Below are 15,265 nucleotides of genomic sequence, written 5' to 3' on the forward strand. Positions count from 1 at the left end.
ATGACCCAAAGTTGACCGCAGCGTGCATCTGGCACTTTTCTTGCGTCAGAGTTGACCGTGGAGGACAAAACTCACTGCGCCTGCGTCAAGTTTTCCCGTAAGAGGCAGCGGCATTATCCCCTTCACTGTAGCGCAAACGATAAACCGGCGCGGTGAAGTTACCGCACTCAACAAAAACGACGGGGATAAGATTATGACGAGCAAGCTCAAACCCACCCTGGGAACCCTGCATCTTTGGGGTATCGCGGTTGGCCTGGTCATTTCCGGGGAGTATTTCGGCTGGAGTTACGGCTGGGGCGTAGCAGGGACGCTGGGATTTCTCATTACGACGGCGCTGATCGCCACCATGTACACCTGTTTTATTTTCAGCTTCACCGAACTGACTACCGCTATCCCGCATGCCGGTGGTCCGTTTGCCTATAGCCGCCGCGCCTTTGGTGAAACCGGTGGCCTGATTGCCGGTCTGGCAACCCTGATCGAGTTCGTATTCGCGCCCCCGGCCATCGCCATGGCGATTGGTGCCTATCTCAATGTGCAATACCCGGAACTCAACCCCAAAACCGCTGCGGTCGGGGCTTATGTGGTGTTTATGACGCTGAATATTCTCGGCGTGAAACTGGCGGCGATGTTTGAGCTGGTGGTTACGGTGCTGGCGGTGCTGGAACTGCTGGTGTTTATGGGCGTGGTCTCACCCGGCTTCAGCATTGCCAATTTCGCCGCCAACGGCTGGGCGGGCAGCGAACATTTTGGTATGCCTGCGGTGTCTGGCATTTTTGCCGCCATACCCTTTGCTATCTGGTTCTTCCTTGCCATTGAAGGAGCCGCGATGGCAGCAGAAGAAGCGAAAGATCCGAAGCGTACCATCCCCAAAGCCTATATCACCGGCATTCTGACCCTGGTGGTTTTAGCGATTGGCGTGATGCTGCTGGCGGGCGGTGCCGGTGACTGGCGCAAACTGTCGGACATCAATGACCCGCTGCCACAGGCGATGAAGATGATCGTCGGCGAAAACTCTAACTGGATGCATATGCTGGTGTGGATCGGCCTGTTTGGCCTGGTTGCCAGCTTCCACGGCATCATTCTGGGTTATTCACGTCAATTCTTTGCGCTGGCGCGTGCCGGTTATCTGCCGCAAAGCCTGGCGAAACTGTCACGCTTTCAGACGCCGCATCGTGCCATTATTGCCGGTGGCCTGATTGGGATTGCGGCGATTTACAGTGACGGCTGGATTAACCTGCAAGGTATGAGTCTGACGGCGGCCATGATCACCATGGCGGTGTTTGGCGCGATTGTGATGTACCTGATGAGCATGCTGAGCTTGTTTAAACTTCGTCGCACCGCACCGGATTTGGAACGCAGCTTCCGCGCACCGGGCTATCCGATTGTGCCGGGTATCGCGCTGGTGCTGTCGCTGGTGTGTCTGGTGGCGATGCTGTGGTTTAACCCGGTGATTGGCGGCCTGTTTGTGGCGATTATGGCGGTGGGCTATGTCTACTTCCTTGCCACGAAAGCGCAGCGCGACAACGCACCGCAGGATTCAATGCTGGTGGGCGAATAACCGATAACATGACTCAATCCCAGGTGCGCTTGAATGCGCACCTGGGGAATCCTTAACGCTGGGCTTCGCCGCCTAACGCTTCGACCAGGTTACTGATCAGCGCAGCCAGTTCGCTGGTCATCAGGATAAAGTCTGCATCGAAACGCTGGGCAAAATCGTCACGATCGATATCGTCATTCTGCTCACGCAGCGTATCGCTGAATTTCAAACGTTTTACCGATGCGTCATCGGCGATAACCAATTGAATACGTTCCTGCCAGTCGAGTGCCAGTTTGGTTACCACTTTCCCGGCTTCGATATGGGTCGCAATTTCGTCTGACACCAAATCCTGCTTTTTACAGCGGATGACGCCACCGTCTTCCAGCAACGCTTTCAACTCCGCTTCATCCATCAGGGCAAAACCGGCAGGCAGTTCACCAGAACGTACCCATTCGGTCAGCGTCATTTCAATCGGTTTTTCCAGCGTCAGCGGTACCACCGGCAGCGAACCCAGGCTTTTACGCAGCAGAGCCAGCGTGTCTTCAGCTTTCTTTGCGCTGGCGCAGTCAACGATAATCAGGTTGTTGACAGTGTCGATCCACATAAAGGTCTGGCTGAAGCGGCTAAAGGCACGCGGCAGCAAGCTATGCAGCACTTCATCTTTCAGCGAGTCTTTTTCGGTCTTTTTCAGCTTGCGGCTCTGTTCCGCCTCAAGCTTGTCAATTTTGGCTTCCAGTGCCTGCTTCACCACGGGAGAAGGCAGGATTTTTTGCTCAGTACGTGCACAGATCACAATCTGACCATTAATCACGTGCGTCAGCGCCTCGCTGCGGTTACCCATTGGGGAGACCCAACCGGTTTTGGCCATATCCTGGCTACCACAGGGTGAAAAGGTGAAGGCGTCGAGCTGTTTTTCCAGATCGTCTGCGGACAGCGGGATGTCACGATTCAGACGATAAACCATCATATTTTTAAACCACAACATCGGGATTCCTTACCGGGGGTGCGATCGGACGCACAAGTCTACGAGTCAGCGCGCATGATAGCGAAACATCGGATGGGTTTCATTGCCTTTACCCAAACGGCCTTCTACTGTATCTCTCACCAGAACGAATAATGAGGAATAAAACGTGCGTATTGGTATCGATTTAGGTGGCACCAAAATTGAAGTGATTGCGCTGTCAGACCAGGGTCAGGAGCTGTTTCGGCACCGCGTGAATACCCCGCGTGATGACTATGGTGCGACGGTTCAGGCGATTGTCGATCTGGTGCAGCTGGCGGAAGAGAAAACCGGGCAGCAGGGTACGGTCGGACTGGGCATTCCGGGCACCATTTCGCCCTATACCCAGCGGGTGAAAAACGCCAACTCCACCTGGCTGAATGGGCAACCGCTGGATAAGGATCTGGCACAGGCGCTGAATCGTGACGTGCGTATTGCTAACGACGCGAATTGTCTGGCGGTATCCGAAGCGGTGGATGGTGCCGGTACGGGACAACCGCTGGTGTTTGCGGTAATTATCGGCACCGGCTCGGGCGCAGGGGTGGCGATAAACGGTGAGTCGCGTATCGGCGGCAACGGCAATGCCGGTGAATGGGGCCATAATCCGCTGCCGTGGATGGATGAAGATGAGCTGCGTTATCGCGCGGAGGTGCCGTGCTATTGCGGTTTGCAGGGCTGCATCGAGACCTTTGTCTCCGGCACGGGGTTTGCCATCGATTATCAGCGTCTGAGCGGACAGGCGCTGAAAGGGGCAGAGATCATTAAGCTGATAGAACAGCATGACCCGATAGCCGAGCTGGCGATGCACCGTTACGAAATGCGTCTGGCAAAATCGCTGGCTCAGGTGGTGAACTTGCTCGACCCGGATGTCATTGTACTGGGGGGTGGCATGAGTAATAACGATCGGTTGTATCAGACCGTACCGACACTGATGAAACAGTGGGTCTTTGGTCGTGAGTGCGAAACACCGGTACTCAAAGCGGTGCATGGCGATTCCAGCGGTGTACGGGGTGCCGCCTGGTTATGGCCCGTGAAAGAATAAAGGCGGAGCTGTGATGTCGCGGCGCGATTTATCGCGCGTTTTTTTGACGCCTCGCGCGGGAAATCGCACATTTATTTCCGATATCACGCACGTAGCAGCGCGATAAATCGCGCCGCTACGAGTCCGTTCAGTTCAGTAAAAACGTTGATGCCTCTAATAGTCAGGTTCGTCCTCCACATACAGTGGATTTATTTTCCTGCCTGCATTATCAACAAGGATGGTCTTTTTCTCGCTTGCAATAGCCAGCATAATTTCATCACGTAGACTATAGTAATAGTCTTTTAACTCTACCTTAGGAGGGAGATATAAAACACTGTCTTCATCGATAGCTTCCAGCACACCATTAAGACCATCTATTTTCTCTCTGATTTTCGTATAACGTGAATAATGATACGCTTGGCTCTCTTCAAATATACGAGCACAATCATTTATTTCTTTTTTCAGCTCCTCTAAGAATTGATCATCAGAATCCCGGACCGATAATTTTCTATTCCTGTCATTCTCCATTCTCAAGTGGTCAGAATGAGTAAAAGGAATGACAAAACCCTCATACTTGCTGGTCGGGACTTCATTTTTAAGAATGGTTCTGACGATAGCGGGTGGTTTAGCATTTTGACAAAGATAATGATTGCTCATCTTCGCTCTTAGCGTAAAACCAGAAGGATTAGGCCTTCGTCTGTCATTTTCCCTGGTGCGGCTTTCATCAAATTGGTTATAAAAATTATCCACTTTAACCTGCAAATTCTCTGTTTTTCTGTCCATTGCCGTTTTTATAATAACAACCGGCTCAAGTGGGATTGGTGGCCTGGATGGGTCTTCACTGTCAGAAAGAATGTCGCACCCGGAGTCACTACCGGACAACGAAGAGGTCTCTTCGATATCCTTTGGAAACGTTTGATACTCTGGCTCAGGCGTCGGTGGCGTCTGATGCTCAGAAACAGGCTCCGGCAACGTTTGACGCTCTGGCTCAGGCGTCGGTGGCGTCTGATGCTCAGAAACAGGCTCCGGCAACGTTTGACGCTCTGGCTCAGGCGTCGGTGGCGTCTGATGCTCAGAAACAGGCTCTGACACTGTTCTGCATTCAGAATCAAATGGCCAGCTCCGGTAATTCCCGGAAGGGTTGCTTCCTGTCTCCAGTGAAGCCATTATTGCTTCCAGCGTTTTATCATCGGGATACTTATTTGATTTACTAATCGTACGAACAAACTGCCCTAACCCAGAAACACATCCCGCGCCCTGGATCACTTCTTTTGGTTCTGGCACAAAATTCTTCTGCACGGATTTAGCTGCAACGTCCACTGGTGAATAGCTACCAAATTTATTCAATCTGAGATTGAGAATATTTAACTTTCCGCTAAAAGGTGAAACAAAACCTCTTGTGAGTTTAACCGGTGCAGGTTTGACAACAGGTTCAGAAAGTGGCGGCACCGCCTCCCCAAACCACCGTTTATTTGCCGCAGGTAATTCATTCAGACTGACATGCGAATTAACCTGATACTTAAATGAAACCGGTCGTTCTTCACATGCTGAATAAAAAATACGGGGAATAAAACCAAACGGTGACGGTGACAACTCAGAATAATCTTTATCAGAACGAATAACAGGCTCCGGTAAAATCGGTGCAGAGTATATTCGACCAATCGACATGTTAACCTCCTTTTTAGAATCATTATTCAGCGAACGGATTCATTTTTAATACAGATGAAATCAATATGCAACCAGCATAATCCCCAGAAAAATTAACATAACGACTTATTAATTACTTATTCGACTAATTAACTTTAATTTATCTGTTTGAAAAACGTCGAATAAAAAAGAAGTGATTATTTCTAAATGAAGATAGGATAAAAAATTAAATTTACAAATTTTGTGATGTAAATCTGACAAAAAAGGCCGCAATCTGCGGCCTGGGGCAACTGCTTACAGATAGCGGCACAGATAAGAGGTTGGCTCAGCGACCTGAAGATGGAACTCGCTTTGGCCCGGTACGTTGAACACGCTACCAGCTTCAAACCATTTCCACTCAGTTTCACCCGGCAGCAGCACTTTCAGTGCACCGCTGACCACCGTCATCTCTTCCGGCTGCCCTGTACCGAAGGTATATTCACCTTCCGCCATCACGCCCACGCTTGCGCGTCCAATGGTGACACTCTCGAAACCAATGGACTTCACTTTTCCGTCAAAATACTCACTCACGTTGAGCATGTCACTTCCTCACAGCACATTAGGTTGACTGGCAGATTACAAGGGAACTCGCTGATCTGTCACGCGAAATGACAGGTGGGATCGCAAGTTGTGATCCCTGTGGATTAAACGATTAATTCCGCTGCCAGTTTGGCTACCAGTACATTAGACAGCAGAACCGGGATCCCCAGCATTTTCTGCAGAAAATCACGATGTTTCTGGTGATAGCCGATGCAATCCAGTACCACCACATCGGCTCCCTGCTCCTGCAGCGACAGGCCGGCTTCAATCAGATCCGCCTGCTGCGCCAGATAAGGACTGGCGACGGCGAAGCAAGGAGGAGTACCGAGGTTACGCCATTTGCTGGCCTGCTCAGCAATCTGTTCCTCCACCGGCACCACAATCCCTACTTTGTGGCCGTGCACAATCGCCCCCACCAGCGGCGGAATGATGCGATCAGGCTCCAGCAACAACGCTTTATGCGTTTTCAGTGCACCAAATTCTCCGGTGCACAGCAGCAGGATAGTGTTGTAACCCTGCTCCTCCAGTGCGTAGATTTTCTGCTGCAATCCCTGCTCCACCAGACGTGCCGCCAGGCGTACCTGCTGTCCATCCTGCATCCGCGAAACCAGCACTTTCTCACCAGCCGCTGGTGTGTAGTGCTGCTCCACTTCCGCCAGAGAGAGGCCGTCGAGTAAACCGGCGTGCGCCACCTGCTCTGCGGGCAGATACGCCTGCAACAACGGCAGAATATCGCTGCGCGGTGACTGACCAATGGTCAGGGTAACCAGAGATGTTTTCATACTTAGGATTTCCGGGAACGCAAATGACTGAGGCTACCATACAAAGATAGCAGCAGAGCGTACTCCTGCGCGTCGTAGAACTGACAAGTCTCGCGACCAAACTCTTTAGCCACTTCCACGGCAAATTTCACCGTGCTGGCGATATCCACTTCGTGGCTGGCACCCGTCCCACAGCCGGGCACCACCGACTCAGCGCAAATGGCCACACCGACCACCGGCACATCGGTGGCGGTTGAGGGTTGCAGAATGCTGTTGAGGTGATAAACCCCGTTCCCATACGGCGTGATATCCTGGGTGGTGATCGGGAAAGTCACTGCCGGGCGGCCACTGGTCATCTCCATAATGCGCAGCAAATCTTCCGATACGCGCAGAATGTAGCCTTCTTTCACCGTCGGTGACAGGGCATAACCTTTGTGATTCAGGATACGATTACCTTTGGTGGTATCGATGGAGAGGATAGCGTCCACTCCGGCCACCACTTCGTTGTCATTCATGGTGACGTCATCAATCGGTGAATCCATAAAATCCACCGGCTCGTGCGGGCGTGTCGGTGCATCCGGACAGATATGGGTGGTAATGATCACGTCACCGGCCAGCACATCGCCCCGGGTTTGCATCTGCGCCAGTTTCAGCGCGCTGCTGATGGCCGCCACGGCACCATCAGCATCCGACACCATGCCGATACGTGTCGGACGAGCACCAATCCCGCCGAGACGCCCAATAATACCGAGGGTCGGCGCACTGCCCCCCTGGCTTTTACCTTTGGCGCCAGGGATATCGATGCGCACAAAGTCGGTACGCCCTTTCGGGCCACTCACGCGCTTGGTGCTGGCGCTGACGCCGGGATACGCGGCAAACAGATCAACCACCTGCTGACCATCCACAAAGGCGCTATCGAGTAACTCAAAAACCTGCAATGTCTGCTGTAAACTCATATTGGATTCCCTGGTTATTTCTTACTGCTACTGGCAAAAAGTGAGTGGAAGAAGCTGTAGAGCGCATCACCGGCGATAAAACCCGCCGCCATCACCTCCATCGGTGAACGACCGCGCTCGCCCCACACGCGCAGGATCAGAATGCGTAATGCTATCCCCACCAGCACCGCCCAACCGGCGGCGGCATTGTTGATGAGCAGGCCGGTGGCCAGCAGCACACCAAGCTGACGCTTTGGTCCACCAATCAGCTGAATAATCGCACCGGGAATGGCCCAAAGCAGCAGGTTACCCGCGATACCCGGCTCCGCACCGGCCTGAATGGTTTTGGCATAAACCCGGGCTACCGGCGGCAGCAGGTTTTCCGCAAAGAACAGGGTATGGGCATACCACACCACCGGAATGGCGATCACAAAGGCGATCATCGCCGCAATCAGCTGAATGCGTCGGCCCCACAACTCCTGCTGCACATCCGCACCGTTACCGCGCAGGATAAAACCAGCTTTCAGGTCATAACCCATGTCCGCAAATGCCGGGCCGGTTGCGGCGGTAAAGCCACACAGCAGACACAGCGCCAGCGGCGGAAAGCCGAGTAAAATACCGAGGATCAGGGTAATCAGCGCCACCGCAAAAGCCGGAAACCAGCCGGAGTGCATCGCAGCGATACCGACGATCAACTCATGAACAAAAGCAGCAAAAGCAGCGTAAACAATAAACAGCACCAGCATCGGCAAGCCCATCTGGCTCCACAATCCGCCTGCCAGCGCCAGCAGTGCGGAAATGACGATATAACCGACGGTGCCGAAACCGAGCGAGCGTTTCACTTCGCTATCGCTGCGACTGACGCTGAGCGCATCATGACGGCGGCTGCGAATCACCTGTACCACCTGAATCAGGGCCACCACACCGGCACCGACCATCACCCCGTGCGGAATATACAACGCGTTAATATCAATGCCCGCCACCGGCTGGGAATAAGCGCGTAACAGGAAACCCATGCCAAGCATGGTCAGCGCCCAAATATTGCCGATAAACGCCGTGCCAAATGCCGACATCGGAATCTTCAGCATCGAACCCACAATCCCGCCGACAATCCCCACCACCAGCAGCCACGCCTGGCGGCCACCTTTGTCTCCGGCTTTGATCGCTTCCGCTGCGGCAACGCCTGGCGGCCACGCATTGCTGGCCGGAAATACGCGGGTATCGAACAGGCGATACAGCAGATAAGCATCCAGCAGCATCGCTGCACTGACCCCGACAAACAACGGTAGCACCAGCTGTGGCTCGCCCAGCGCCCAGGGCACCGCAATCGGCATTAGCAGGCTGTTGGCGGCACCGAAAGTGGCAGATGAGATGGCAGTTTGCGCCAGGTTCTGCACTTCCACCGAACGGTAGCGACGAAACCATTGCAACGGAATACGCGCCAGCAGCATGGCAAACAGCGCGCCGATAATTGAAGTATTAGGGGTGACCCCGATGGTAGTAATTAATTGTACGCCAATGATCGCGCCCGCAATGGACAACAACACCAGCATTAAACCGACTCCGACACTTTTTATTGGATTATGGTGACGCATGGTATTCCCCGTATTTTCACCCTGGCGAAAACGTTATTACGCACCGCCCGTCACGCGGGACAGCGGCGTTTTAGTTAAATATCGTTCCCTGATGGTTGAAATAAGCAGGCCCGGAGGCCTGTTATTTCCCTGGTGTGGCGCGAAGTATTACGCCGTTAAATCATGCGCCATATTTTTCGGCCATCAGGGCCGCAGTGGCGCGTAATTCATTGAGCAGCGCTTCCGGATAGCCGGGCGCGGCTTCTTGTGAAAGAAATGACAGGCAGAGTGCGACACTTTCACCGCGGTGCTTGTTGGTGACGGCAACCGCCATCGAGCTGATGCCTGGCAGCGTTTCATTACGCGCCAGCGCCCAGCCTTGCTGACGAATAGTCGCCAGTTCAGCGCACAGCGCATCAGGATCGAGCGGTGAGTTCTGTGAAGCGGCATGCCACTCATGGGCAAAACGCTCGCGCACCACTTCATCGCTGCTTTGTGCCAGCAGCACTCGCCCGGTGGAGGTGCCCGCCGCAGGCATACGGGTACCTGGCGGGGTGATCAACTGGGTAAACAGGCGGCCGTGGTACATACGCATCACGATGATATCGTTGCCGTCCAGCACCGAGATATAGCCCATGCAGCCGGTGCTGGCCGCCAGGCGCGCCATGGCAGCAGAGGCGCTATCCACCAGCGGGGTTGAAAGATAATGTCCCGCCACCGACAACAACACGCGGCCAATATGGAAACAACGACTATCGGGATCGCGCTCCAGTAATCCCTGGCTTTCCATTGTCGCCAGTAAACGGGAAACGGTACTTTTCGGTAGATCCAGCGCCTCAACCACTTCGGTAAAGGTGAGACCAGGATGCCCCTGCGTCACGCCAAAGCGCTGAAATAATTTAAGTACTGCGGCGGCATTTTCGAGTGTGGTCATGCAGATAGTTTCACTATTTGGAACTAAGTTCCTGAATCAATACCCCGAAAGTAAAACGTCAGGTTTTTGCGGTCAAGCGCAAATTTTGTACCGGTCAAATCAGGGGAGGAATTAAGGCAGCATAAAATGAGGAATAAGGTTAAAACTAAATGATTTTATCAGGCAGAATAAATTGAATGCAGAAAAGGCGGTAACTTTGTGGCAGCTTTGTAGTTATTTCACGTGAATAGAAAATGACCCTGAGCGGCACAAACTAATAACCGGCATCCCTGCCAGCCGATATTACTCTTTTTCCACATCTTCATAGCGAAGTTTAGCATCCTGTGCTTCAGCAGCAGTTTTATGTTCGCTGATTAGCGAATCCGGACGTGGATGATCGGCGCGTAATTCGTACCAGGTCACGGTGTTGCCCGGCGTGCCTTTTTCAACGGCGACGATGCGAGCATGTCGCGGATAAGGTGGTCTTGATGGCATACATCTCCCTCCTGGGTATGTCAGTTATCCAAACGGACAGCAGCAATCCCCTGCCCGTCCTTAAGTATAGACAAGCGGGGATGGTCGCAATTTAAACAGGGAGAAATCTGAGGAGGTTAGCTGGCGCGGGCCAGTGACAGCGAGCGGAGGATCTCTTCAACCACCAATTCCGGCGATTGCATTGCATTCACTTCATGATGGGCCGATTGATGGTACAAATGTGCACGCTGGCGCAGAATATCGCCCATTTCTTCCGCAATCGGGCGACCGGTCAGTGTCGGACGTTGATCCGCTTCGGGCTGCCGCTCCAGACGATCGGCCAGTACGCTGGAAGGGGCATTTAACCAAATGACCTGACCATGCTCACGCATGAAGCGACGGTTCACTTCCGCCAGCACCATGCCGCCACCGGTGGCAATGATGGTGCAGGGTGCGGTGACTGCCTGAAGTGATTCGGTTTCGCGTGCACGGAAGCTGTCCCAGCCCTCAGCAGTCACGATTTCGGCGACACTGCGCTGGGTGGTGGTTTGCAGGTGATGGTCGGTATCGCGGAAGTCGTAGCCGAGTGCCTGCGACAGCGCCTGGCCAATAGTGGTTTTACCGCAACCGCGTGCGCCGATCAGATAGATGGGTAATGACATCCTGGCTCATCCTCCGCCGTGTTTTGCCGCACGGGCATTGTCATCAGGTCAATATTGCGTCGCATGATACCTGGATTTCATTTCATCAGCCACCGGCGAAGCACGATTTACGCGTATCTTGCCCATACAATCTCACATGATTATGATTTATATAGAAAAAATCATGCAATTTTTGTGCATCGACAAAAGTGTAAGTCTGGGCAACATTTGCTTACCAGCGCATTGATTTACTTTCTGTCATCTCGCCCTCATATAGTGGGGTAACTCGCAAACGGAGGTTTACCATGCAGAGCGAAGAACAACAGTTAATTGAAAGCCTGTTCAGCCGTCTGAAACAGGCTGAGAGCCAGAGCGGCCCGCGTGATGTCGGCGCCGAGCAGTTAATCAAACAGCATTTGCTGTCGCAGCCCGGAGCGCCTTATTACATGGCGCAGGCCATCCTGATTCAGGAAGCGGCGATGAAAAAGCTCAATGCCCAGGTGGGTGAGCTGGAAAATCGTCTGGCACAGGCGCAGGCGCAGCAGCAGGCTCCGCAGCAGAGCAGCGGCGGATTCCTTTCCAGCCTGTTTGGTGGAGGTGCATCGCGCCCTGCTGCACAGCCACAGCAGCAGCAGCCGGTGTGGAACAGTGCCCCGACGCAGCAGCAACCGCCTCAGCAGCCGCAATACGCCAGCGCGCCACCCGCACGCGGTACCGGTTTTCTCGGTGGTGCGTTGCAGACCGCCGTCGGTGTGGCCGGTGGTGTGGTGATGGCGGACATGCTAACCAGCCTGTTCCACCATTCGCAGCCGGAAGAGATTGTGAACATCATCAATGAACCCGCGCTGCCGCAGGTTGATGACAATCTTGATACCTTTAATGGCGTCAACGACAGCAACAATGCGTTTCTGAATGACAATAACAACGGCTGGGATAACAGCTTCGCCGATAACAACGATTTCAGCGATTTCGGCGGCAGCGACTTCGACGACGATGACAATTTTGTCTAACGCCGTTGACGTAACCACTTATCCAGTTCGTTAGCAAATTGCTGGCGGTCGCGTGGGCTTAGCGCCGACGGGCCGCCACTTTGAATACCACTGGCGCGCATGGTTTCCATAAAGTCGCGCATGGTTAAACGCTGACGAATCGTGTCCGGCGAATAACGTTCACCACGCGGATTCAGCGCCGCCGCCCCCTTCTCCAGCACTTCCGCCGCCAGCGGAATATCACCGGTAATCACCAGCTCACCTGGCTGTACGCGTTTGACGATTTCGTTATCGGCCACATCAAAACCCGCTGCCACCTGCAACGTTTTCAGCCAGGGTGACGGCGGCACGCGCAGTGGCTGGTTAGCCACAAAGGTGACCTGGGTTTGGGTGCGCTCGGCGGCGCGGTAGAGCACTTCTTTGATGACATTGGGACAGGCATCGGCATCAACCCAAATCGACATAGTTAATCCTTTCTCTCGGTGAATGCAGGTGATCTTCCCGTTCTGCGCCAGAATGGCAAATTTAATTTGATCGGAACGTTGCAACCCCTGCCCAGCGACGTAAGCTAGCCGATACAGAAAATCGAACCATCTAAAGGATCAAGCGATGCTGGAGAAGAAAATCGGGTTTATTGGTGCCGGTAATATGGCGAAAGCGATCATCAGCGGCCTGGTGAACAGTGGACAAATCGCCCCGGCCAACATCTGGGTTTTTGACCGCAAACCCGCCACCAATCAGGCACTGGCGCAGCAGTATGGCGTCACGGCAGCCGAGAGCGCCGAAAGCCTGGCGCGTGAAGTCGATATCCTTTTTGGCGCAGTGAAACCGAATGTGATTCTCAAGGTGCTGAAGGATCTGGCCAGCCAGCTGAAAAAAGAGGCGCTGGTGGTATCGATCGCCGCTGGCGTAACGCTGGATTCGCTGGCCGCCGTGCTGGGTCACGATCGTAAAATCATCCGCGTGATGCCGAATACGCCGTCGCTGGTGAATGAGGGGATGACCTCAGTCACGCCGAATGTGCTGGTTGAGCAGCATGAAACCGACGAAGTGGTGGCGATTTTCGAGAGTTTCGGTAAAGCCGCCGTGGTGAGTGAATACCTGATTCACGCGGTTGTTGGCGTGAGTGGCTCTGCCCCAGCCTATGTGTTTATGTTTATTGAAGCGATGGCGGATGCAGCGGTTCTCGGCGGTATGCCGCGAGCCCAGGCCTATCAGTTTGCCGCGCAGGCGGTGAAAGGCTCCGCGCAGATGGTGCTGGAGACCGGTAAACATCCCGGCGAATTGAAGGATATGGTGTGCTCCCCCGGCGGCACCACCATTGAAGCGGTCAAGGTGCTGGAGGAAAAAGGCTTCCGGGCGGCGGTGATCGAAGCGATGCAGCAATGTATGAAAAAATCGGATGCATTGAGTAAGTCATAACCCGTAGCGGCGCAATTTATTGCGCCGCTACACAGGCAGATAACGGGTTTCGCTATCCCTGATAATCCTCAAACAACGCGATCCCCTGCGCCACGGTCATTGGCTGCTGCATATGTTCCACCAGTGCCGCCGTCAGCGTGTACATGCCAGCTGAACACACCGCCGCCAGCCTGCCCTGCTGACCATAAAAAGCGATAAAACGTTTATCCGGCAGCGAACCCAGCAAGTGGAACTCATCCCACTCGGTAGCATGTCCCAGATACTCGTAACGTGTGCCGTAATGCGCAGTCCAGAAAAACGGTACTCGGTCATATAGCTCACGCTTGCCCAGCATGTTCAGCGCGGCAATTCGTCCCTGCTGGTGCGCCACCCGATAGTGCTCAATCCGCTGTGGTCCCTGCTGGGTGGGATAGCTGGCGATGTCACCTGCCGCCCAGATATTTTTTGCCACCTGAAGCTGACTATCGGTGGTCAGGCTGCCGTCGCTCTGCATCGCCAGATCATGAACAAAGCCGGTTACCGGTTTAATACCGGTGGCAAACAGCACCAGGCTGGCCGCCAGACTTTTGCCATTTTTCAGCGCGACTGCCTCGACTCTGTCATTGCCGACCAGCGCCTGCGGCTCTCCCACGATCATTTTCACGCCATTGCTGGTATGCAGATCGCGGAAATGCTGGCCAATTTCCTCGCCGAACTGTTTCGCAAATGGCAGCGGGTGACGTGCCAGCACCGTGACGTCAATATCGCGGTTGCGCAATGCTCCCGCCAGCTCCATGCCAATAAAGCTATTGCCGATGATCACGATTTGATGAGTTTCATCGACGTCGTTCAGCAGTGAGCTGGCCTGATTAAGCGAACGCAGCAGATGCACGCCGGGAAGATTGTGTCCCGGAATCGCCAGCGGCTGTGGCGTGCCACCACTGGCGATCAGTAGCTGATCAAAATGTAAGCTGTTGCCATCAGCAAAGACCAGTAGCTGTTCCGCGCTATTCAGTTCCACCACATTGGCCTGAATACGTTCCACATGGCTCAGCACATCCTGCTTCAGCAAACGCGGCACATCTTCAATTGCCATTTTCCCGGACGGAACAAATTTACTTAACGCGGTGCGATCGTAAGGGGCTTGCGCTTCGCGTTCGACTAACACCAGATGCCCTTTAAAACCCTCATGGCGCAACGTCCACAAGGCCGCACTCCCTGCGGCACCTGATCCCAGCACCACGCAGACCGGCGTTTCTCGTTCAACAGCAGGCAGTGACGCGGCAGACATAGGTTTGGTATCGACCCAGACCTTGCCCTGTTCGATGCGCACCGGGTAGTTTTTCAAGTCAGCCAGGGCCAGCGGTTCATGCATCCTGCCATCTTCGATGCCAAATACCGCTTTATGCCAGGGGCATACCAGCTCGCCGCCACAGACCGCCCCCTGTTCCAGCGGCGCTCCGGCATGCGGGCATTTCGCCTGAAGGGCATGGACACGTTCACCTTCGCGGATCAGTAAAATATCCTTCTCACCCACAGAGAATTTAGTGGGTTTATGTTGCCTGAGCGCCTTCAGTTCAACGACAGATTGATAGCTCACGTTGTGCCTCCCTACGCTGTAGTCAGATGTGAAGCAATAAATCCATACAAACAGTAAGTGTGGCAAAGTCTGATGATTTGGCAGGGAGAGGAAAACAACGTGGGTAATAACAGCCTGTTTATTCGCCGTTTTACAGATGAAAGAAAATGTAATTAAGGGAGTATGCCGACAGAAACAGATTAATAACACCGTG

At 53.8% G+C, this 15,265-nt stretch carries 15 protein-coding genes; 4 read left to right on the plus strand and 11 right to left on the minus strand.

Annotation, left to right across the window (positions count from 1 at the left end; genetic code table 11):
- Positions 1 to 193 precede the first annotated feature (193 nt).
- Positions 194 to 1,558: an ethanolamine permease gene (gene eat / locus RCF31_RS08385; protein ID WP_084873057.1), complete on the plus strand. Its 1,365-nt coding sequence runs from the start codon at positions 194 to 196 to the stop codon at positions 1,556 to 1,558.
- A 52-nt stretch (positions 1,559 to 1,610) separates the two neighbouring features.
- On the opposite strand, the gene rdgC is transcribed toward eat, so the two are convergent.
- Positions 1,611 to 2,522 carry a recombination-associated protein RdgC gene (gene rdgC / locus RCF31_RS08390; RefSeq protein WP_299457082.1) on the minus strand — a complete coding sequence of 304 codons (912 nt, stop codon included), beginning with the start codon at positions 2,520 to 2,522 and terminating at the stop codon, positions 1,611 to 1,613.
- Between the two features lie 145 nt (positions 2,523 to 2,667).
- On the opposite strand from rdgC, the gene mak reads away from it, so the two are divergent.
- Complete coding sequence (gene mak, locus RCF31_RS08395; RefSeq protein ID WP_416413047.1) at positions 2,668 to 3,579, plus strand: fructokinase; 912 nt, start codon at positions 2,668 to 2,670, stop codon at positions 3,577 to 3,579.
- A gap of 153 nt (positions 3,580 to 3,732) precedes the next feature.
- On the opposite strand, the gene RCF31_RS08400 is transcribed toward mak, so the two are convergent.
- From RCF31_RS08400 to aroL, 8 genes are all read right to left on the minus strand, one after another.
- The gene (locus RCF31_RS08400) at positions 3,733 to 5,226 is read right to left on the minus strand and encodes a hypothetical protein (protein WP_416413048.1); all 1,494 of its coding nucleotides are present in this window, start codon (positions 5,224 to 5,226) and stop codon (positions 3,733 to 3,735) included.
- Positions 5,227 to 5,499: 273 nt separating this feature from the next.
- Positions 5,500 to 5,784: a pyrimidine/purine nucleoside phosphorylase gene (gene ppnP / locus RCF31_RS08405; protein WP_299457088.1), complete on the minus strand. Its 285-nt coding sequence runs from the start codon at positions 5,782 to 5,784 to the stop codon at positions 5,500 to 5,502.
- A gap of 104 nt (positions 5,785 to 5,888) precedes the next feature.
- Positions 5,889 to 6,566, minus strand: coding sequence for an AroM family protein (locus RCF31_RS08410; protein ID WP_299457090.1), 678 nt, complete (start codon positions 6,564 to 6,566; stop codon positions 5,889 to 5,891).
- 2 nt (positions 6,567 to 6,568) lie between these two features.
- Positions 6,569 to 7,501, minus strand: a complete 933-nt coding sequence (locus RCF31_RS08415; protein ID WP_299457092.1) for a DUF1177 domain-containing protein — start codon at positions 7,499 to 7,501, stop codon at positions 6,569 to 6,571.
- 14 nt (positions 7,502 to 7,515) lie between these two features.
- A complete protein-coding gene (locus tag RCF31_RS08420) occupies positions 7,516 to 9,075 on the minus strand; it encodes an OPT/YSL family transporter (RefSeq protein WP_416413049.1) in 1,560 nt (519 codons plus the stop codon).
- A 160-nt stretch (positions 9,076 to 9,235) separates the two neighbouring features.
- Positions 9,236 to 9,988 carry an IclR family transcriptional regulator gene (locus RCF31_RS08425; protein WP_416413050.1) on the minus strand — a complete coding sequence of 251 codons (753 nt, stop codon included), beginning with the start codon at positions 9,986 to 9,988 and terminating at the stop codon, positions 9,236 to 9,238.
- Between the two features lie 282 nt (positions 9,989 to 10,270).
- Entirely contained in the window at positions 10,271 to 10,462 is a 192-nt protein-coding gene (locus tag RCF31_RS08430) for a YaiA family protein (protein WP_084873037.1), read from the minus strand.
- A 116-nt stretch (positions 10,463 to 10,578) separates the two neighbouring features.
- Positions 10,579 to 11,103 (minus strand): shikimate kinase AroL, encoded by a 525-nt coding sequence (gene aroL / locus RCF31_RS08435; protein WP_299457101.1) that lies wholly within the window; start codon positions 11,101 to 11,103, stop codon positions 10,579 to 10,581.
- A gap of 284 nt (positions 11,104 to 11,387) precedes the next feature.
- On the opposite strand from aroL, the gene RCF31_RS08440 reads away from it, so the two are divergent.
- On the plus strand, positions 11,388 to 12,092 hold the full coding sequence (locus RCF31_RS08440) for a DUF2076 domain-containing protein (RefSeq protein ID WP_416413051.1): 705 nt from the start codon (positions 11,388 to 11,390) through the stop codon (positions 12,090 to 12,092).
- Here the strand turns inward: RCF31_RS08440 and RCF31_RS08445 are convergent.
- Entirely contained in the window at positions 12,089 to 12,535 is a 447-nt protein-coding gene (locus RCF31_RS08445) for a YaiI/YqxD family protein (RefSeq protein WP_084873030.1), read from the minus strand. The genes RCF31_RS08440 and RCF31_RS08445 overlap by 4 nt on opposite strands.
- A 145-nt stretch (positions 12,536 to 12,680) precedes the next feature.
- Between RCF31_RS08445 and proC the strand changes: the two genes are divergently transcribed.
- Positions 12,681 to 13,493, plus strand: coding sequence for a pyrroline-5-carboxylate reductase (proC, locus tag RCF31_RS08450; protein ID WP_084873027.1), 813 nt, complete (start codon positions 12,681 to 12,683; stop codon positions 13,491 to 13,493).
- Between the two features lie 52 nt (positions 13,494 to 13,545).
- Here proC and RCF31_RS08455 read toward each other — a convergent pair whose 3' ends face one another.
- Complete coding sequence (locus RCF31_RS08455) at positions 13,546 to 15,072, minus strand: FAD-dependent oxidoreductase (protein ID WP_416413052.1); 1,527 nt, start codon at positions 15,070 to 15,072, stop codon at positions 13,546 to 13,548.
- Between the last annotated feature and the right edge of the window lie 193 nt (positions 15,073 to 15,265).

This window comes from Pantoea sp. App145 (assembly GCF_047947045.1).
In the GTDB taxonomy this organism is placed as follows: domain Bacteria; phylum Pseudomonadota; class Gammaproteobacteria; order Enterobacterales; family Enterobacteriaceae; genus Pantoea.

What these genes read in the sequence shown, in the direction of transcription:
- eat (WP_084873057.1), top strand. Translation starts at nt 194, where the DNA reads ATGACGAGCAAGCTCAAACCCACCCTGGGAACCCTGCATCTTTGGGGT.
- rdgC (WP_299457082.1), bottom strand. Translation starts at nt 2,522, where the DNA reads ATGTTGTGGTTTAAAAATATGATGGTTTATCGTCTGAATCGTGACATC.
- RCF31_RS08400 (WP_416413048.1), bottom strand. Translation starts at nt 5,226, where the DNA reads ATGTCGATTGGTCGAATATACTCTGCACCGATTTTACCGGAGCCTGTT.
- ppnP (WP_299457088.1), bottom strand. Translation starts at nt 5,784, where the DNA reads ATGCTCAACGTGAGTGAGTATTTTGACGGAAAAGTGAAGTCCATTGGT.
- RCF31_RS08410 (WP_299457090.1), bottom strand. Translation starts at nt 6,566, where the DNA reads ATGAAAACATCTCTGGTTACCCTGACCATTGGTCAGTCACCGCGCAGC.
- RCF31_RS08415 (WP_299457092.1), bottom strand. Translation starts at nt 7,501, where the DNA reads ATGAGTTTACAGCAGACATTGCAGGTTTTTGAGTTACTCGATAGCGCC.
- RCF31_RS08420 (WP_416413049.1), bottom strand. Translation starts at nt 9,075, where the DNA reads ATGCGTCACCATAATCCAATAAAAAGTGTCGGAGTCGGTTTAATGCTG.
- RCF31_RS08425 (WP_416413050.1), bottom strand. Translation starts at nt 9,988, where the DNA reads ATGACCACACTCGAAAATGCCGCCGCAGTACTTAAATTATTTCAGCGC.
- RCF31_RS08430 (WP_084873037.1), bottom strand. Translation starts at nt 10,462, where the DNA reads ATGCCATCAAGACCACCTTATCCGCGACATGCTCGCATCGTCGCCGTT.
- aroL (WP_299457101.1), bottom strand. Translation starts at nt 11,103, where the DNA reads ATGTCATTACCCATCTATCTGATCGGCGCACGCGGTTGCGGTAAAACC.
- RCF31_RS08440 (WP_416413051.1), top strand. Translation starts at nt 11,388, where the DNA reads ATGCAGAGCGAAGAACAACAGTTAATTGAAAGCCTGTTCAGCCGTCTG.
- RCF31_RS08445 (WP_084873030.1), bottom strand. Translation starts at nt 12,535, where the DNA reads ATGTCGATTTGGGTTGATGCCGATGCCTGTCCCAATGTCATCAAAGAA.
- proC (WP_084873027.1), top strand. Translation starts at nt 12,681, where the DNA reads ATGCTGGAGAAGAAAATCGGGTTTATTGGTGCCGGTAATATGGCGAAA.